Source organism: Streptomyces sp. DSM 110735 (assembly GCF_016482685.1).
Taxonomy (GTDB): domain Bacteria; phylum Actinomycetota; class Actinomycetes; order Streptomycetales; family Streptomycetaceae; genus Streptomyces.
On sequence record NZ_JACYHF010000001.1, the window covers coordinates 526,519 to 545,427 of the forward strand.

General features: G+C 70.2%; 17 protein-coding genes. 9 read left to right on the plus strand and 8 right to left on the minus strand.

Annotation, left to right across the window (positions count from 1 at the left end):
- Positions 1-14: 14 nt before the first annotated feature.
- The 5 genes from IF655_RS31400 to IF655_RS02410 all read right to left on the minus strand — a co-directional run bounded on the left by IF655_RS31400 (position 15) and on the right by IF655_RS02410 (position 2,783).
- On the minus strand, positions 15-143 hold the full coding sequence (locus IF655_RS31400) for a hypothetical protein (RefSeq protein WP_277952637.1): 129 nt from the start codon (positions 141-143) through the stop codon (positions 15-17).
- A 56-nt stretch (positions 144-199) separates the two neighbouring features.
- A complete protein-coding gene (locus IF655_RS02395) occupies positions 200-514 on the minus strand; it encodes a hypothetical protein (protein WP_199581710.1) in 315 nt (104 codons plus the stop codon).
- Between the two features lie 148 nt (positions 515-662).
- Positions 663-1,373 carry an HdeD family acid-resistance protein gene (locus IF655_RS02400; protein WP_199581711.1) on the minus strand — a complete coding sequence of 237 codons (711 nt, stop codon included), beginning with the start codon at positions 1,371-1,373 and terminating at the stop codon, positions 663-665.
- Positions 1,374-1,432: 59 nt separating this feature from the next.
- Positions 1,433-2,023: an HhH-GPD-type base excision DNA repair protein gene (locus tag IF655_RS02405; protein WP_199581712.1), complete on the minus strand. Its 591-nt coding sequence runs from the start codon at positions 2,021-2,023 to the stop codon at positions 1,433-1,435.
- A gap of 37 nt (positions 2,024-2,060) precedes the next feature.
- On the minus strand, positions 2,061-2,783 hold the full coding sequence (locus IF655_RS02410) for a siderophore-interacting protein (protein WP_199581713.1): 723 nt from the start codon (positions 2,781-2,783) through the stop codon (positions 2,061-2,063).
- A gap of 83 nt (positions 2,784-2,866) precedes the next feature.
- Here IF655_RS02410 and IF655_RS02415 point away from each other — a divergent pair, with 83 nt between their 5' ends.
- From IF655_RS02415 to IF655_RS02430, 4 genes are all read left to right on the plus strand, one after another.
- Positions 2,867-4,975, plus strand: a complete 2,109-nt coding sequence (locus tag IF655_RS02415; RefSeq protein WP_199581714.1) for a penicillin acylase family protein — start codon at positions 2,867-2,869, stop codon at positions 4,973-4,975.
- A complete protein-coding gene (locus IF655_RS02420; RefSeq protein ID WP_199581715.1) occupies positions 4,968-5,582 on the plus strand; it encodes a GNAT family N-acetyltransferase in 615 nt (204 codons plus the stop codon). Before IF655_RS02415 ends, IF655_RS02420 begins: the two co-directional genes overlap by 8 nt.
- 114 nt (positions 5,583-5,696) lie before the next feature.
- A complete protein-coding gene (locus IF655_RS02425) occupies positions 5,697-7,490 on the plus strand; it encodes a copper resistance CopC family protein (protein WP_199581867.1) in 1,794 nt (597 codons plus the stop codon).
- 34 nt (positions 7,491-7,524) lie between these two features.
- Positions 7,525-8,118, plus strand: coding sequence for a poly-gamma-glutamate hydrolase family protein (locus IF655_RS02430; RefSeq protein ID WP_199581716.1), 594 nt, complete (start codon positions 7,525-7,527; stop codon positions 8,116-8,118).
- A gap of 21 nt (positions 8,119-8,139) precedes the next feature.
- Here IF655_RS02430 and IF655_RS02435 read toward each other — a convergent pair whose 3' ends face one another.
- The gene (locus IF655_RS02435; RefSeq protein WP_199581719.1) at positions 8,140-8,772 is read right to left on the minus strand and encodes a DsbA family protein; all 633 of its coding nucleotides are present in this window, start codon (positions 8,770-8,772) and stop codon (positions 8,140-8,142) included.
- A gap of 388 nt (positions 8,773-9,160) precedes the next feature.
- Between IF655_RS02435 and IF655_RS02440 the strand changes: the two genes are divergently transcribed.
- From IF655_RS02440 to IF655_RS02455, 4 genes are all read left to right on the plus strand, one after another.
- Entirely contained in the window at positions 9,161-11,446 is a 2,286-nt protein-coding gene (locus IF655_RS02440) for a glycoside hydrolase domain-containing protein (RefSeq protein ID WP_199581721.1), read from the plus strand.
- Between the two features lies 1 nt (position 11,447).
- Positions 11,448-12,482 carry a hypothetical protein gene (locus tag IF655_RS02445; RefSeq protein WP_199581723.1) on the plus strand — a complete coding sequence of 345 codons (1,035 nt, stop codon included), beginning with the start codon at positions 11,448-11,450 and terminating at the stop codon, positions 12,480-12,482.
- Positions 12,473-12,811, plus strand: a complete 339-nt coding sequence (locus IF655_RS02450) for a hypothetical protein (RefSeq protein ID WP_199581725.1) — start codon at positions 12,473-12,475, stop codon at positions 12,809-12,811. The genes IF655_RS02445 and IF655_RS02450 overlap by 10 nt, the downstream gene beginning before the upstream one ends.
- A gap of 254 nt (positions 12,812-13,065) precedes the next feature.
- The gene (locus tag IF655_RS02455) at positions 13,066-14,742 is read left to right on the plus strand and encodes a ricin-type beta-trefoil lectin domain protein (RefSeq protein ID WP_199581868.1); all 1,677 of its coding nucleotides are present in this window, start codon (positions 13,066-13,068) and stop codon (positions 14,740-14,742) included.
- Positions 14,743-15,107: 365 nt separating this feature from the next.
- Here IF655_RS02455 and IF655_RS02460 read toward each other — a convergent pair whose 3' ends face one another.
- Positions 15,108-16,463, minus strand: coding sequence for a hypothetical protein (locus IF655_RS02460; RefSeq protein ID WP_199581727.1), 1,356 nt, complete (start codon positions 16,461-16,463; stop codon positions 15,108-15,110).
- A 215-nt stretch (positions 16,464-16,678) separates the two neighbouring features.
- On the opposite strand from IF655_RS02460, the gene IF655_RS02465 reads away from it, so the two are divergent.
- Entirely contained in the window at positions 16,679-17,521 is an 843-nt protein-coding gene (locus tag IF655_RS02465; protein WP_199581729.1) for a PE-PGRS family protein, read from the plus strand.
- Here the strand turns inward: IF655_RS02465 and IF655_RS02470 are convergent.
- Entirely contained in the window at positions 17,451-18,746 is a 1,296-nt protein-coding gene (locus tag IF655_RS02470) for a hypothetical protein (protein ID WP_199581731.1), read from the minus strand. The two genes, IF655_RS02465 and IF655_RS02470, sit on opposite strands and share 71 nt — an antisense overlap.
- Between the last annotated feature and the right edge of the window lie 163 nt (positions 18,747-18,909).

Genomic DNA, 18,909 nt, shown 5'->3' on the forward strand with positions numbered 1-18,909 from the left:
TGCCGCGTGGGGTGTCAGCGGCGGTCCCCCTCCGGGGGGCGCTGCGGCTGCTGGGGCGCCTCGCTGTCCGGCCGGGGCCGGGTGCCGCGCCGGGCTTCCGCGCGCAGCAGGGCGCGCAGGATCGCGTACGGGTCGATGGGCATGGCTGTGTTCCTCGCGTCGTACCGGCAGAACGGTCCTCGGGTGACGAGCGGTTCTGTCAGCAGCGCAGGACGACCGTGCGGGGTCGGGGCGCGCGGGAGGGAGCGGTGGGCGCGGGTCGGGTGCGGGGCGCGCTCGGTGCCGCGTCCTCCGGAGCGGGCGCGGGGGTGGGGGCGTCGGGTCGTCCTACGGTCCTGCCGACGCTCCGGTACGGGGTGACGGGGACCTCGTGCTCACACTCCGCGACGGTCGCCGTGCCCGCTACGGGCGCCGCCTGGGGCGTCTGCACATGGGGCACCAGCAGGACGAGCAGCAGCAGGAGGACCCGCGACAGCGGGCGAAGGCTGCGGGCTCGGATTGCTGCGGTGCTCACGGAGGGTCATCTGCCCAGGGGACACCGGGGGCTCATCCAGAACCGGGGCAGATCCGCCCGCACGGCGTACGAGTGCGGGGCGAGGTTGACGACCTCGCCCCGCGCCCCGCCGCAGCCGGGTCACACCGTCCGGGTCACACCGTCCGGGTCACACCGTCTTGGGGATCTGCTTCGCCCGGCTCCGGATGCTGAACGAGGTGATGATCTCGACGATGCCCACCACGATCAGCCACCAGCCGCCGACCAGGGTCAGCACGGCGATGGACTCGAAGGGGGAGTCGATCAGGACGATGCCCGCGATGAAGGTGACGATGCCGAGGAAGATGTGCCAGCCCCGGGCGGGCATGTGGGTGTCGGAGATGGCGGCCATGGTCTGTGTGACGCCCCGGATCAGCCAGCCGATGCCGATGAACAGCGCGAGCAGCAGGATCGACTGCATGGGTCCGCGGAAGCAGAACAGACCCAGCACGATCGACAGCGCACCGCTGATGAAGGCCAGCACCCGCAGCGAGGTCTTCTTGTGCGTGCCGAAGGCGGAGACCAACTGGAACACACCGCTGACCAGCAGGTAGACGCCGAACAGCACGCCCACCGCCAGCAGCGTGGCACCCGGCCAGACCAGCACCAGGATGCCCAGGATCAGCGAGGCGATGCCGGTCAGCAGCACGACCTGCCAGGCCGCCTGGGACAGCGCGTGCAACGGTCCCTCGAAGGGTGCCTCCGGCTCGGCTTGCCTGCCCTGGTCGGGGTGGGCCGCCTCGGCGGTGCCGGGCGCCCCGGTCGGTGTCGGGCCCGTACGGGCCTTCGTGTCGTCGTAGGCGTTGCCCCTGGTGGGGCCCTCGCTCGGTGACTCGGTCATGTTCCATGCTTGGACCGGGCGAGCGAATTCCGCCACTCGGAGGGACGTACGGGCCAGGACTACTTCCCGCTCTTCGCCGCCTTCGCCGCCGCCTTCATCTCCTGCTTGTGGGCGCGGACCTTCGCGAGGGAGTCCGGACCGGTGATGTCGGCGACGGAGCGGTAGGACTTCTCCTCGCCGTAGGCGCCCGCTGCCTCGCGCCAGCCCTCGGGGCGTACGCCGAGCTGCTTGCCGAGGAGGGCGAGGAAGATCTGGGCCTTCTGCTTGCCGAAGCCGGGGAGGTCCTCCAGGCGTTTGAGGAGGGCGGCGCCGGTGCCGACGCCCTGCCACACCGCCTCGGCGTCGCCGTCGTAGTGGTCGACCAGGTACTGGCAGAGGGTCTGGACGCGCTTGGCCATCGAGCCGGGGTAGCGGTGGACGGCCGGCTTCTCGGAGAGGAGCGCGGCGAACGCCTCGGGGTCGCGGGCGACGATCTCGTGCGCGTCGAGATCGTCGGCGCCCATGCGCCGCGCGATGGTCTCGGGACCCTTGAACGCCCACTCCATCGGGATCTGCTGGTCCAGCAGCATCCCGACGAGCGCGGCGAGCGGACTGCGGCCGAGCAGCGCGTCGGCGGCCGGGTCCTGGGCGAGGTGCAGGGTGACGTCCATGGACCGATGATCCCGCGCGGGCGCCCGCCGCGCCGTCTCAGTCCGCGCGCCAGTACCCCAGCGCGTGCACCCGGGTCTTCGGCAGCCCCAGTTCCTTGCGGACGTACGACCCGAGCGCGCGCGTCGTCCGCGTGTCGCAGGCGATCCAGACGTACGGGTCCTCGGTGGCGGACAGGACCTCGGGCAGCTCGGCGCGGACCCGCTCGACCAGGTGGGCGCCCGCCTCCTGGCGCGGGACCTCGTGGAACCGGTGCCGGTCGGGGTCGGCGGTGGAGGGAAGACCGTCGCGCGTCCCCTCGAACCAGATCGTCGCCGGAACCGAACCCAGCTCGCCCAGCAGCGAGTTGATCGCGGGCAGCGACGCCGTGTCGCCGATGATCGCGAGGTGGGACGGCGCCGGGTCCGGATGCTCGAACCCCGTGCCCTGGACGGTCGCCTCGACGGTGTCGCCCGCCTTCGCCGCCCGCGCCCAGTCCGAGGCGCAGCCGTCGTGCAGCGCGAACTCCAGGGCGAAGGTGCCGGTCTCCGGGTCGGGGTCGACCAGGGTGTAGGCACGCTGGTGGGGGCGGCCGTGGTCGGAGAACCACAGGCGGACCCACATGGTGGGGTGGACACCGGTCGCGGCGAGCAGCCCGCCGTCGGTCAGCCGCAGCCGCCGGTAGTGCGGGGTCACGTCCTCGGCGCCGGTGACGGTGAACGTGAAGTCCTTCGCCCGCAGCAGCTTGAGGACCGCTCCCTCCCAGCCTCGCCCCTGGCCCATCGCCACTCCACCCCTCGCGTACGATTCCTTCACCTGTCCACCAGGTTAGGCAAGGCTAACCTAAAACGAAGGGGTGCTCCAGGGTGACCACCGAGACCTACCGCGACGCCTGGGGCATCCCCCATCTGCGAGCCACCAGCGCACGTGAACTCGCCCGCGCCCAGGGACGGGTGACCGCCCGCGACCGCGCCTGGCAACTGGAGGTGGAACGCCACCGCGCCCAGGGCACCTCCGCCTCCTTCCTCGGCGCCGCCGCGCTGTCCTGGGACGTGTTCGCCCGCCGCGCCCGCCTCGACGACACCGCGAGACGCTGCTTCGCCGCCCTGGAGAGACGCGATGCGGAGACCGCCGACTGGGTGCGCGCGTACGTGGACGGCGTCAACGCCTCTCTGCCCGAAGGCGCCGCCCGCACACCGGAGTTCGAGCGCGCCGGACTCGAACCGGGCCGCTGGGAGCCCTGGACCCCGCTCGGCGTCTGGCTCGCCACGCACATCCTGTTCGCCGGTTTCCCGGCCAAGCTCTGGCGCGAGGAGGCGATACGGCACCTCGGTCCCGAGGCGGTCGGACTGTTCGCCACCGACGGTCCCGGCACCTCCGGCAGCAACGGCTGGCTGCTCGCGGGGGACCGCACCGACACCGGGCTGCCCCTGATCGCCGGAGACCCGCACCGCTTCATCGAGGACCCCGGCGTCTACCAGCAGATCCGCCTGTCCTGCCCGGAGTTCGACGTCGTCGGCATCGCCGTGCCCGGCGTCCCCGGCATCGCCCACTTCGGGCACACCGGCACCGTCGCCTGGGCGATCACCAACGCCATGGCCGACTACCAGGACCTCTACCGCGAGCGGCTGCGCCGCACCGGCGCGGGCGTCCAGGCGCTCGGTCCCGACGGCGCGTGGCACCGCGCCACCCGGCACACCGAGTCGGTCGAGGTGGCGGGCGAGTCCCCGGTGGAGATCGAGGTCATCGAGACCGAGCGCGGACCGGTCATCGCGGGCGGTCCGGAGGGACTCGAATCGGGCTCCCCCGAACCGGAGTCGGTCACCGCCCTCGCCCTGCGCTACCCGCCCCGCGTCACCGAGGACCTCGGGTTCGGCGCCCTGCTCCCGCTGCTGCGCGCCCGCACCGTGGACGACGTGGACGGCGCCCTGGACGCCTGGGCCGAGCCGGTCAACGTCGTCCAGGCCGCCGACACCGAGGGCGGACTGCTGCACCGGGTCGCGGGACGCGTACCGGCACGCTCCGACGCCAACCGGCGCCGTCTGGTGCCCGCTTGGGAACCCGGTCACGAATGGCAGGGCTGGCTGGAGACCCCGCGCACCCAACTCACCGACGGTATCGCGGTGATGGCCAACCAGCGCGGTTTCGCCACCCCGCTCGGCGTCGAGTTCGCCGCACCCCACCGCGCCGACCGCATCCACGCCCTGCTCCAGGAACACCGCGTCTGGTCCGCCGCCGAACTGCCCCGCGTCCACACCGACACCTATCTCGGCTCGACCGGCGCCCTCCTCGACCGCGCCGCAGCACTCGACGGACTCACCCCCGAGGCGACCGCCCTGCGCGACCAACTCCTCACCTGGAACCGGCACATGGACGCCGACAGCACCGAAGCGGCGGCGTACGCGGCGCTCCGCTCGGCGGTCGTCCGCCGCCTCGCCGCCCACCCCGCCCTCGCCGCCCTCACCGAACCGCCCGCCTACCCCGAGGTCCTCCTCCCCTGGATGTCCCTCACCGCGCGCATCGGCTACGCCCTCGAACACCTGCTGCGTGCCGAGGAGTTGTACGGCATCGACCGCGACGGCGCCGTACGCGCCGCGCTGGAGGAGACCGCTGCCGCACCCCCCGCCGGAACCTGGTCCAAGACCCACCGCCTCGCCCCCTGGCGCGCGCTGCCCGGCGCGCCGTACGACGAGCCCGGTCTCGCGGGCGACCACGACTGCGTGCTGTGCACCTCCGCCGTGCCCGGCATCACCGACCTCGCGGGCCGGGGTCCCGCCGCCCGCTACGTCTGGGACCTGGCCGACCGCGCCAACAGCCGCTGGGTCGTCCCCTTCGGCGCGGACGGCGTCCCCGGCAGCGCCCACCACCGCGACCAACTCCCCCTGTGGCTCACGGGAGAACTGGTCCCGGTGGTCACCGACTGGACCCTCCTCACCCTCGAACACACGGAAGACCACGAGGACTTCGATGTCTGACCAGACCCCCTTCGAGCAGCCCCTCCCCGGCTTCGGCACCGTCCGTATCCGCCCCCTGGACCCGGACGCCGACGCCGAGGTCATCCACGCCTGGGTCAGCGAGGAACGCGCCGCGTTCTGGGGCATGAACGGTCTCACCCGCGCCCAAGTGGCGGAGATCTACGCCCACATGGCCGGACTCGACACCCACCACGCCCACCTCGTCACCAAGGACGGCGCACCCGTCGCCCTGCTCCAGACCTACGAGCCCGCCGCCGACCGCGTGAGCGAGGTGTACGAGGTCCGCCCCGGCGACATCGGCGTCCACCTCCTGCTCGCCCCCGCCGGACCGGACGGGCACCGCCCCGGCTGGACCTCCGCCCTGCTGACCGCGATCGCGACGTACGTCCTGGTCGTGCTCGACCGCGAGCGCGTGGTGGTCGACCCGGACGTGCGCAACACCAAGGCCATCGCCCGCTTCGCCCGCCAGGGCTTCACCACCGGACCCGAGGTCGTCCTCCCGGAGATCGACCTCCCGGACGTGTACCTCCCCGAGAAGCGCGCCCAACTGGCGTTCCTGACCCGGGAGACGGCGTTCGCCGCCGGAAGCGGCACCGTTACCGTGTGAGCGCGACGCCACCGGCGTCCGTACGTAACGGGACACGCGGGACACACGGTCACGCGCGGGACGCGGAGGGCGGACGACGTGCGCGGTGAGGAGCGGGAGCGGCGGCGGCTCGTGGTGCGGTGGCGCGGGGCGCCGTACGGGGTGCTGCGCGGGGCGCTCACCGCCTGCGCCGCCCTCGTCCTGCTCGTGCTCGGCGCCGCCGTCCCCGCCTCCGCGCACGCCACGCTGCGGGGCTCCGACCCCGCCGACGGAACGGTTCTCCAGCGGGCTCCGCGCGAACTGACCCTCACCTTCAGCGAGTCCGTCGGTCTGCTGACCGACTCCTTCCGCGTCTACGACCCCCGCAACCACCGCCTGCGCACCGGCGAGGCAGGACACGCCCCCGGGCACTCCGACACCGCCCGCCTCACCCTCCCCGCCCGCCTCGGCAAGGGCACCTACACAGTCGCCTGGCGCGTGGTCTCTGCCGACAGCCACCCCGTCTCCGGCGCCCTCACCTTCTCGGTCGGCGAGCGCACGGCCACCCCGGTCACCGCCCTGCCCGACCGCACCGAGAACCAGACCACCACCGGTCTCTACAACATCGCCCGCTACCTCGCGTACCTGGCGATGGCCCTGCTGCTCGGCACGGCGGCGTTCGCGGTGTACTGCCGCCCGCCGAGCCGTGGCCATCTGCGTCCGCTGCTCCTGGTGGGCGCGTGGACACTGCTGGGCACGACGCTCGCGCTGCTTCTGCTGCGGGGACCGTACGAGGAGGGCACCGCTCCGTCCAACGCCTTCGCCACCCTCGCCCACACCGTGACCACGCGCCCGGGCGAACTGCTCCTGCTCCGGCTGCTGTTGCTGCTCGTCGCGGCGGCGGGCGCCCTGACCCTGCGGCACTGGCGCCGCCGTGTACCGCGCCGGGCGGCTCTCACGACCGCCGCCGTCCTCGCGGTCGCCCTCACCCTCACCTGGTCCGCGTCCGACCACGCCTCGGCGGGCATCCAGGTCCCGGTCGCCCTCGCCTCCACCACCCTGCACCTGCTGGCCACGGCGGTCTGGCTCGGCGGTCTGGCCGCCCTGCTGCTGACCCTGCGCCGCGCGAAGGACGCGCAGGCGCTGCCCCCGCGCGTGGTCACCCGCTTCTCCCGCGTGGCCCTGACCTCGGTCGTCGTCCTCGTGATCACCGGTACCTACCAGTCCTGGCGCGGTCTCGGCTCCTGGCAGGCGCTCACCGGCACGTCCTACGGCCGCATCCTGCTGGCGAAGCTGGCGGCGGTGACGCTGCTGCTCCTGGCGGCGGCGTGGTCGCGGGTGTGGACGGCGAGCCTGGCGCGCCCCGTGACGGCGGAGCGGGTCCGGGTGCTGGAGGGGGCGGGGGCACCGGCGGTTTCCGAGGCGCCCGAGCCCGTTTCCCCGTCCTTGATGCTGACGTATCTACGGCGCTCGGTGCTCGCGGAGGCGGCTGTGGCGGTGGTGGTCCTGGTGCTGACGACCCTGCTGACCAGCACGTTGCCGGGTCGTGCGGCGGAGGAGGCGGCGACCGGTGGGGGTCCTGCCGGGACGGGTGTCGCCGGCATCCCGTCCGCCTCGGTCACCACGATCCCCTTCGACACGGGCACCCCCGGCGGCCGCGGCAAGGTCCAGATCACCCTCGACCCCGGCCGGGTCGGCCCGAACTCCGTCCAGGCGGTCGTCTACGGTCCCGACGGCGGTCTCGCCTCCGTCCCCGAGCTGCGGATCGCCTTCCTCCTGCCCAGCCGTGACCTGGGCCCGCTGGACACCAAGGTCACCAACCGCGGCGGCTACTGGGCGGCGAGCACCTTCAGCCTGCCGATGCCGGGTACCTGGACGATGAGGGCGACGGTGCGGGTGTCGGAGCTGGACCAGGTGACGGTGGAGCGGCGGGTGCGGGTGGTGCGCTGATGGACGTACGGGAGTGCGCGCGGGGGACCGCCTGATGCCGGTCCCGCAGGACACGACGACCGAGCGGCTGCGGCTGGACGGCACGGAGTTCGTCCTGCGCCTCACGTCCCGCGACTCCCGCCTGGGTCTGCTCGCCCTGCACGGCGGCGTGGAGGGCGGCACGGCGGAACTCGCGGAAGAGGTGGCGGCGCGGACGGGCGCGACCTGCCTGACCTTCTCCCAGCCGTCGCCGCCCCGGACGCACATCTCGTCCCACCTCCTGGCGGAGACGCCGTCGAGGACGCTGGAGACGTTCCTGTCCGCCGTCTCCCTGACGATCTCCCTGCACGGGCATCTGCGACCGGCGACTCCCGACGCGATCTTCCTGGGCGGCAGCAACCGGGAGGCGGCGCGGACCCTGGCGGCGGCACTGCGCGCCCTGACCCCGTCGTTCACCCCGGTGACGGACCTGACGGAGATCCCCTCCGGCCTGCGCGGTCTCCACCCCCGCAACCCGGTGAACCTGACCCGGGAGGGCGGCGTACAGCTCGAACTCCCCCTGACGGCACGGACGCAGGGGCTGCGGGACGTACCGCCGGAGGACGTGGTGGCAGGCGTGACGGAGGGCGTACGACGCCTGGGTGCCTAGTGCCTGTCCGCTGGACAGGCACTAGTCGAAGCTGAGGCTCCCCGTCCGCTCCCGCTTCAGCTCGAAGAAGTCCGGGTGCGCGGCGAGCGTCCGCACCGCGTCGAAGATCCGCGCCGCTTCCTCCCCGCGCGGGATGCTGTTCAGCACGGGTCCGAAGAAAGCCGTACCGTCGATGTGCATCGTGGGCGTCCCCACATAACCACCGGCAGCCGGATCCTTCCCCGCGTCATGGCTGCGCCGCAGCGCGTCGTCGTACTCCGCACTCCGCGCCGCCGCCGCCAGCCCGGCGGGCAACTTCAGTTCGTCCAGCGCCTCCAGGGTGACGGCGTCGAAGTCCTTGTTCCCCTTGTCGTGGATGCGGCTGCCGAGCGCGGTGTACAACTCCCGCAGCACACCCGCACCATGAGCCTCGGACGCCGCGACGGCGACCCGGACCGGTCCGAGCGAGCGGTCCACCAAGTCCCGGTACCACTCCGGCAGTTCATTGCCCTCGTTGTGCAGATGCAGGCTCATGACATGAAACCGCACGTCGAGCCCCCGCAGCGGCTCCACTTCGAGAATCCACCGCGAGGCGATCCAGGCGAAGGGGCAGGCGGGGTCGAAGTAGAAGTCGACTCGGGTCGGGGGCTGGGAAGTTGGCGTGTCAGTGGTCATGCGGTCGAGGTTAGGGGTGGGGGCGCGGCGGTTCCGAGGTCCAATTCGGGACGGGAACCCTGGTCCAATGCGCTTGCCCCGGACGCGTCTCGCGTCGGCGCCGCCGGGGAATCCGACCCCGCCCCGGTCGACCTCGACCGGCACCCCGCGCCCGCGACCGACGCCGCTTGCACCGACTGCGAGCGTCGAATTCCGCCGCACTTTGATGAACCCTAGCCCTTTCTTGAAGATCCACAGAAGCTTTACCGATGTCATTTGCATGTACATGTAGATCCACAACGGTATAGAGAAGGGCCGCCCTATGGATCAGATGGTTCTCAAGGCGCAGAAATGGGTCAATGCGACCTATGCGGGGGTGTCCGGGTACCACCCGTGTACCGAAAACGGAATGACCGGCTGGGAGACGATCTACTCCCTGACCCGGGCGCTCCAGCACGAACTCGGCATCACCGCGCTGTCCGACAGTTTCGGGCCGACGACATGGGCGGATCTGAAGGCGTACGGACCGGTCGGGCGGGATTCCGGCAACATCAACATGCGCACCATCGCGGAGGCGGCCCTCTACTGCAAGGGCTACAGCGGCGGTGACATCGACGGCGGGTTCAACGTGGACACCGGCAGCGGTCTGACCGCGCTGGTGGCGGACATGGGTCTGCCCGGCCCGCAGCAGCCGGACCTCCAGATCTACAACGTGGAGCCGAAGGTCTTCAAGGCGCTGCTGACCATGGACGCGTACGTGCTCACGTCCGGCGGCTCCCACATGATCCAGACCTGTCAGCGGTGGCTCAACGACGCGTACTACCAGAAGGGTCAGTTCTTCATCGGCCCGTGCGACGGGCACTTCTCCCGCAACGTCCAGCAGGCTCTCGTCCTGGCCATCCAGTACCAGATGGGGCTGACGGACAGCCAGGTGACGGGCTCCCTCGGACCCACCACGGAAGGCGCGCTCAAGACGACCGCGTACGTGTCCAGCGGCTCGCACGACGCGGGGGCGGCAGGATGGGTGCGGCTGTTCCAGAGCGCCGTCGCGTTCAACGGCTACGACGCCCACTGGGGCGACGGCGGCGGGACGTTCACCGCCGAACTGGCCGCCACGGTGACCGCTTTCCAGCAGTTCAGCTCCCTCCAGCCCACCGGCGCCGGCGACTACGCGACCTGGATGTCGCTCCTGGTGTCGACCGGCGACCCGGACCGCAAGGGCACCGCGTTCGACTGCATGTACCCGCTGAACGCGACGACGATCCAGACGGTGAAGGAGAACGGCTACTCCACCGTCGGCCGCTATCTCATCGGCGGCACGAACAAGGTGCTGACCAACTCCGAGATAGCGCTCATATTCGACAAGGGGCTGTCCCTCTTCCCGATCTATCAGGACGAGGGAAACGCGCTCAACGACTTCAGCTTCCCGCAGGGCCAGGCAGCCGGAAAAGACGCGGCGCAGGCGGCGAGCGGATTTGGCATACCGTACGGAACGGTCATCTATTTCTCGGTCGATTTCGACGCCACCGACGACGACATCACCAGCGCGATCATTCCGCACTTCCAGGGCGTCGCCGCCGGGATGAGCGAGATGGGCAACCAGTACGCGATCGGCGTGTACGGATGCCGCAACACCTGCATCCGCCTCCAGGCAGCGGGTCTCACCACCCGGAGTTTCGTCAGCGGCATGTCGACCGGCTACAGCGGGAACCTCGGCTATCCGCTCCCGGACAACTGGGCGTTCGACCAGATCAAGGACTTCACGCTGGCCGCGGGCACCAGCGGCGCCGTGGAGATCGACAACGACATCGCCTCCGGCATGGACCCGGGCATCAACAGCGTGACCCGCCCGCGCGACCCCAACGACGCCTTCTACACGTATCTGATCTGGGTCGAGGCGAGAGCCGGTCAGTGGCGGGACCAGGGGCACACCTCCCGGTCCGCACAGGAACTGGTCGCGCAGTACTTCCGGGCCCGCACGTCGAAGTACGTGTTCACGGGTTCCGACACCGTCTTCGGTGAACTCGACCAGGGATTCATCGACTTCGTGAACGGCTACCCCGACCAGCCGTACGCGGGTCCGCTCCGCGACCCGGACCTGCTCTGGGACTCCGACATCGACCACTTCGGCGCCTCCTTCGGCGCCGTCGTCACCACCGGTCTCGTGGACGACCTCACCTCCGCCAACCTGGCCGACTTCGGGACCTGGGGCGGCGATCTCGTCAGCGTGCTGGCGCAGTTCTACATGAGCGGTCTCCCCGACGACCAGGCGTACGACTTCGCCGTGAACCAGATCGGCGCCAAGGGAGACAGCACGTACTTCTCCCTCGACGACGTCCTCGCCGACCTGGACGCCTGGATCCTGGGCGTTCCCGTCAGGCAGGGCTCGGGCACCGCGCTGTCGACGAGCTTCAAGGCGGACTACGCCTCGCCCGTCACGGCCGCCGTACGGCGCGGGTCGTTCTACTCGCTCCGGTTCGGCAGCTCTCCCCAGACGGTGAAGGACGCCGCCACGAGCGCGATGACCGGTGGTGACTCCCATCCGGAGATGGTGGCCATCCGCACGGCCTTCTGGGCCAAGACCACCCAGTCGGTGACCTGCCCGTCCCCCGAGTTCATGTCCGACACCGCGGTCTCCGGTGTGGCGTCGGCCTTCCGGGACGCCATCGTCCACTACTGCACGGGAATGGACTGACATGAACGACTCGAAGGTCACCCGCCGCCAGGTCCTGGTCCTCGGAGGCATCACCCTGGGCGTCGCCGCCGTCACGGTCGCCGGTCCGGGAACCGCGTGGGCCGCCGCCGCGGCGCCCGCCGACGTGACGCTGGTCCCCGTCGGCGCGAGCCCGGTCGTGGTGCTCCCCCGCGTCGGCGTCCAGCCCGCCGCGTTCCCCAGACAACTGGCCGTACAGGTCCGGCACGCGGGTACGGACCTCCCGGCCGGTACCCAGGTGGCCGTCACCTACGACCCCCGGCTGTACTCCCCGCTGCCCGGCGCGGTGGCCACCGCGGGCGACCGGCGGGTGCGCGCGACGAGCGCCGTCACCACCGATCCCAAGACCGCGCTCACGACCTGCACGGTCACCTTCACCGAAGCGCTCCCGGCGGGCAGCGAGCCGGTGGTCGTCGTGGGGACCGCGTTCCCCGTGCTCTACCCGCGCGACCTGGTCGCCGGACCCGCGGACGCCAGCGCGGCCGTGGGCCACCGGCACGGCAAACCGCGTGGACGGCGGAGCCTCCAGCCCGGCCGCCCGCACTCCTTCGGTGGTGTCGCCACGCCGTGGGGCCTGGAGGTCAGCGGCGTGTGGAACCGCCACGCGTGGGCGAACGGCAAGCGGTGGTACTACTACCCGGCGCGGATCACGCTGGACAGCGTCGGACCGGGCATCGCCCCCGTGCCCGCGTCCTTCTCCGTCGCGCTGGACCCCCAGGTCGTCTCCGACGTCAAGATCGTCAGCGCCCGGCTCAACAACAAGGCGTACGACGCGGGCGTACGGCTGCTGTCGGTCACCCGGACCGCCACGCTGTTCGAGACCCGCTGGACCACGCGTGCCAGGCTCAAGTCGGGTGACCGGCTCGACCTCGGTCTTGAGGTGAGGACCCGGAAGCCGTCGGGCGATCTGCCGACCGTCAAGCACCCGACGGTAGCGTTGATCGACATGGGCAACCACGTCACCCAGCGGCAGACCGGACGCACCTCCATGTCGCGGAGCGATTCCGCGTGGACGTGATCCTCGTATACCTCCTCACCCTGCCGACGGTGATCGTCGTCGGCTGGCTCCTGTCGTGGTGGGGGAGCCGACGGGTCCGGCGGATCGTGCTGGGCGCCGGAGCCGTCGTCTCCGTGCTCTGTGTCGTCGTCACCTGGCAGTCGATGGGTACGCCGCCGACCCCGGGGACGGACGGCTGCTCCTCGTCCCTCGCGTGCACGGACCTCCGCCCGGGCCTCGTGGCCCTGGGCGGGGTGCTGGGCGTCGTGTGCTGCGTCGTACTGCTGCTCCTGACCATCGGGGTCGAGGCGCTGCTGGGCTGGAGGCGGCGCCGGGTCGTCTCCGGCTGATGGGGTGTCGTCGCGCCGCCGCCCCGGCTCGGCGTCAACGCTTCGCAAAGTCGAAGGACTAGACCTGTCAGCAGCCTTGTCCCGTGCCGACCCCGTGGACAAGCTGTGTACATGACACTCGGCGGTGCTCGTTCCCGCCGAAGAGGTCACAGCGGACCCCCACGCAAGCACGCCCCTTCCCCACGGAGGTCGGACAGATGCGCCCGAGATGTGCCAAGCCGCGGCGCGGCAGATGGCGGAGAGTGCTCAATCTGGTGTCCGTCGTCGCGGTCATGACGGCGACCACCGCCGTCGCGTCGCTGGACGCCCAGGCGGCGGTGCCCCCGACGCCGTCGGGCTTCACCCTCACCTGGAGCGACGACTTCAACGGTGCCGCCGGAACCGGCATCGACCAGAACCTGTGGAAGTACGACACCGGGCCGGGCAGCAGCTTCGGCACCGGTGAGATCGAGACCATGACCAACAGCACCTCGAACGTCTACTACGACGGTCAGGGGCACCTGGTGCTCCAGGCACTCCACTCCGGCTCCGACCCCCGCTCCGGGTGGACGTCCGGACGCGTGGAGACGCAGTCGGCGGGCTTCGGCGCCGCGGCGGGCGGCGTCGTACGCATCGAGTCCGTCCTCCAGCAGCCCAACGTCACCACCGCCAACGGCGCGGGCTACTGGCCGGCGTTCTGGATGCTCGGCGCCCCGCTGCGCTCCGGTGTGACCTGGCCGAAGTCCGGCGAGGTCGACATCATGGAGGACATCAACGGCCGCAGCTCCGTCTTCAGCACCCTCCACTGCGGGGTGAACCCCGGCGGCCCGTGCAACGAGTCGACCGGCATCGGCTCCGGCGAACGCGCCTGCTCCGGCTGCCAGACCGGCTTCCACGACTACGCCGCCGAGATCGACCGCTCGGTCTCGCCCGAGCAGATCCGCTTCTACCTCGACGGCAACAACTTCTTCACCGTCAACGCCAACCAGGTGGACGCGACGACCTGGGCGGACGCGGTCGACCACCCCTTCTTCATCATCTACGACCTCGCGATCGGCGGCGGCTTCCCGGACGCCTTCGGCGGCGGTCCGAACGCGGCCACGGTCTCCGGCGGCAAGCTGGTCGTCGACTCGGTGGCCGTGTACAACAAGGGACCGGGCTCCGGGGGCGGGGGCGGCGGCGGTTCGGTGACCGGCCAGACCATCACCGGTCCCGGCGGCAAGTGCGTGGACGTGTCCGGTGACGACACCGGCGGCGACGGCACCGCGGTCCAGTTGTGGGACTGCCAGCAGGCAGCCAAGGACCAGCACTGGACCTGGAGCGGCCAGACCCTCCAGACCCTCGGCAAGTGCCTGGACATCGCCGGGGGCAACAGCGCCGCCGGGACCAAGCTCCAACTCGCCACGTGCAACAACGGCGGCTACCAGAACTGGGTGCGCCAGTCCGACGGCACGCTGCGCAACCCGACCTCGGGCCGCTGCATCGACTCGCCCTCCGGCGCCACCACCAACGGCACCCGCCTGCAGATCTGGGACTGCAACGGCTCCGGCGCCCAGCAGTTCGCCATCGGCACCCCGATCTACGGTCCCGGCGGCAAGTGCGTGGACGTGGCGGGCGACGACACCGGCGGCGACGGCACCGCCGTCCAGTTGTGGGACTGCCAGCAGGCGACCTCCCTCGACCAGAAGTGGACCTGGAACGGCCAGACCCTGCGCACCCTGGGCAAGTGCCTGGACATCGCCGGAGGCGCGAACGCGAACGGCACCAAGCTCCAACTCGCCACCTGCAACGGCGGCGGCTACCAGAACTGGGTCCCAGGCGCCGACGGCTCCCTCTCCAACCCCACCACCGGCCGCTGCGTCGACTCCCCGTCCGGCGCCACCACCAACGGCACCCGCCTCCAGATCTGGGACTGCAACGGCTCCGCCGCCCAGAAGTTCTCCCTGGCCTGACCGAACCACGCAACGTCGAAGGGCCCCGCTGCAAGCAGCGGGGCCCTTCGACTTAGTGCCCGGTGAGGCACTTGGCGGAGGATACGAGATTCGAACTCGTGAGGGGTTGCCCCCAACACGCTTTCCAAATGTTCGTATGGGGGTCCGGCGGGGGCCGCACCCGTCCTGACCTGCGGCGGAGAGTTCGGGGCGACCACGCTCAGACGGGGCCGGACCGGGGTGAATGAGACCAGGACTGAGACCATCGAGAGCCGTGTCGAGGAGGCGGCCCAGCCACACCGCCCCTTTTCACCACCACCTGCGCGGTCGTGCGCACCTCCACCCGACCGGGCTGGCGCGGATCCGGAGCTTCGCAGGCTCCTGGGTCACTCGTCGCGGAGGCGGATAGCCAGCACTGTCCCGTCGGCTCGGATCGACACCGTGTTCCAGTACTTCGATGTGCTGTGCGGCGGCCACTGTCCTCGCAGGTCGTGGACCTGGCGACGGTAGTCGTTGACGCGCCCGTGGTGGAGATGTGTGTAGAGACCTCTCTCGAGCCCGGAGAACGCTTCTACCCGGGTTCCGTTGAGGCGGTAGATGTGATCGGTGCCGACGAAGTCGATGTCGTGGATGCGGTGGTCCGCGTCTCGCAGCCTGCCCGTGTTGGGGTGGGTGTCGCGCTGGAAGTGTCGTCGCCCTTGTTCCTTGGTCAGGTACTGAGCGGTGGGTTTACCACCGCCGGTGAAGGCGGTGAGTGCGGCTGCTTCCGTCCGGGCCAGCACGACGCTGAACCAGGCGAAGGACTCGGGCAGTACCTGGAACCCGGGAATGGTTGTCCTGTCGCCTTCGGTGGGCAGCACGACATCGGGCATGAACTCTTCCTGTGTGAGTGCGAGGTCGAGGTTGATTCCCGGTGTCTCGCCGGGCGGGCGGAGCAGGGTTGTGCCCGGAGCTTCCAGAACATGCAGGGCGAGACTCTCCTTGGCTGGGATCTCAGTGCCTATGAGGAGGAAGGGGACAGTGCCGTAGGGGCCGATGTGGACTGACTCCACGTGGGCACTGGCAGTGCTGAGTTGCTTGTACACCTGATGGACGCTGCTGTGGGTCCCCTTCGAGGACATCAGGAAGATCTTGGACGGCTGTCCGGGCTGCCAGGCTTCGACGAAGAAGTGGGGGCGTCGCTGCAACGGCTCCGGGCGAGACCCGGTGCCGGAGCTGCGCAGTGTCCAGCCGGCTTTCAGGGCGATGTCCGCCGGGATCACGGAAACCGAGTGGTCGGGGTACCGGGACCTGACTATGTGCTCGGCCAGCAGCGAGGCGAAGCCGGTGCCGATCTCTCCGGACTGCGTAGCCTTGTAGAAGCGCAGTAGGTCGCGTCCCTCGGACGACAGCTCCAGGAATCGACCCCGGTTCGCTTCCAGTGCCTGGCTGTAGCGCAGGCTGCCCCAGTGCTCGGCGAGTCCTCGGCCGGCTCCCTGACGGGCCGCCGCAGCGCCAAGGCCGATGGCGTGCAGGACTTGCCAAGGGGTGAGTGACAGTGATCGCGGCGCTTTCCGAACGGCTCTGTAGTCGGTGCGCCTGCGCAGCGGACCCCTCCCGTCCTCCACGCGCTTCTCGTCTTCGTCCGACGCCGCCTTGTTGACCTCGGCAGCGAGTTCGTGAGACGAGCGGACCTGAATATTGGAGGTGGTGCCCAGTTCGTCCAGGATCTCGCTGATGGTTTTGGTTCCGTCCTCGTTCACCGGCGCCCCCTCTGCCGTTGCCGTGTGGTGTGAGCCGTTGGACGCTAAAAAGGTGCCGGGGAGCGCAACAAGTACGCACCAGGGGCTCACGACCGGATTCGGCCACAACCTCCTACGAAGACGAGCAGAGACCATCTGCGACCAGAAGGCGAGCCTGTGGCTGCTCTTCTCCAATGAGGTGGTGACGGGAACAACAGAGCTGGCTCAATAGACCCATGGAGATGGGTGAGCACTGGGCGTACCGAGCGAGGCCGAAGGATCTGGGCAGCGCGGTTCGCCGGGTCGAGACCGTGCGCGTGGGCGAGCGTGGCAGGGCTGGTTGGATCCATGTCCGGTTCCTCGAAGGCGACGATGCGGGGCTGCAGGAGTGGGTCAACCCCAGCCATCTTGTGGCGCGCTGGGAAGACGTTGAGGCGTTTCGCAAGGACGATGCGAGCGAGCTCGTGCTGGCTGAGGCGTCGAGGGAGGTGCGGGGGACCGCAGCCTTTGAGGCTGCCCGGCTGATCATTGGAGTCATCCGTCCGAAGAGCAAGCTCCGACTGCGCCGAGGTGTTTCGGACGCAGGGATCCTGGAGCTGAGCCGCCTCGAAGAGGCGGCCCGACTTGTCGGGATGGAAGCAGCGGAGCTGCGAGGCGACCCGATGGTCTACGAGAAGTGCGACGGCCTGGGCCTGGCTGGGTGGCCGGTCACCGAGCGCATCGCGCGTCACGTGGCCGGCCGTCTCGCCGACGACATCCTGTCGGAGGTGGACCGCAAGCAGCAGGCCATCGAGCAGGAGCGCACCCAGTCTTCCCGGTACTCCTACAGCCGTCGGGACGACCGCAAACTGGACGCGGAAGCGGCCGTTCTGCGGACCGTCCGGGAGTGGTGCGGTCAGGACAAGGCCGAGCGCTACGACGAGCTGATCGCCCTGCGAGACGAGGTTGTCCGGCTCGGAAAACTCGTGGAGAGGTCGGTGAAAGCCCTACGTGACCGCGGACACGGCGTCATTGCCTCCACCATTGAGCGCGACCTCGGGGTCCATATCTCCAGCCTTGGTCCAGACGTTCGTCGGTGAAGTTACGCCACCGCTCCGGGTCAGGGCGGCGCGGTTCGGCTTCGGCCTTGGGCTCTTCCTTTTTCGGAGGCTTCTCCTTCTCCGGCCGCTGCGGATGCCATCCGTCGAGGAACGGCCGTAGCTGGTCGCCTGTGGGATCCGCGTGGAAGTTGTGGGCGGTAAGGCCCTTGCCCGCCACGGTCGGATCGAGTCTGTTCGCCTCTGCCTTCCCCCACGTGGACCATTCGCGGATCCGCTCGGCTTCGTGGGGGTCGTCCGACACGGAGGCGGCCTCGTCTAGCGCAGCGCAGAAGGCCCGCATCTCCCCTGCGGCTCGCCACTGCGCCAGGGCGGTGCCGAACCGATCGACCCTCGCGGCATCCACTGCCTTGATCGTTGCGACGCTGATCGCTGCTTCCCACTCCCGCCGCGTGCGTTCCTTCTCCTCCGCTTCCTGCTGACGACGCTCCTCTTGTTCCTTGGCTTCCCGCCGGCGACGTTCTTCCTCCTGTCGTTGTCGCTCCTCACGCTGACGTTGCTGCTCCGCCTCACGTGCCAGCCGAGCCTTCTCCTCTGCCTCCGCGTTCGCTTTCAGAGCTCGGAAGACGGAGTCGATCTGGTCCTCCAAGGGCTTCTTGGTGGTGTCGGCCCACTCCTGCTTCCAGCTGTGGCGGTAGCTGTAGCCCGAGCCCTGGCTCAGGGCAAGTTTTAGTTCGCCGGACGGCTCAAGCCGGTTTGCAGGGTTGACTCGCTGCCAGTCGTAGTCCCGCCGGCCCGGCTGCGTGGGCACGTATCGGACCTGCTTCTGCCGCTCAGTGAAGCTGATCTCGTATGTCCTGCCGTGGACGGTGAGCAGCGGCCTCGGCTGCCTGCGCTTCTTCGACACCGTGATCTCGCCGTGCCGCGCGAGGGCCATCTCGGCGAGGAGCCGTAGGAGGGAGATCACTCGCGGGAGCACTTCGTCCGAGATCTCGAAGGCGCTGTGGTCTGCGGTGACTGCTGTGACCACGTCCTCGACGTCAGTGATTACTCGGCTGCGTGCCAGGCGGATCCGGTTCCATTCGGTGTCGTCCTCGCCCGTCACCCGGAGCAGGCCGAGGAAGAAGTCTCCCTTCGCCCGCCCGCTGTACTTCAGGTGGTACCCCTCCGGCGCGCACTGCCGCGCGGCGTCGAACGCCCGGCGATAACGGGCTCGCTCCTCGTCGCTCGGGTCCGGGATCCGAAGGAACCGGTCGGCCTTCCGCACCTCTGCGATCAAAGCCGCGCCGGCTTCCGTCGGTGACTGCCGCGGTGGATTCGAGGGGCGCTCTGGGGTCGGCTCAGCCTCGGTCGGAGGCGTCGCCCGCCGACGTAGAGGTGCCACAGCCTTCGATGTCGGATCGGCTGCTGCGGGCCGTTGCTTGCGCGGG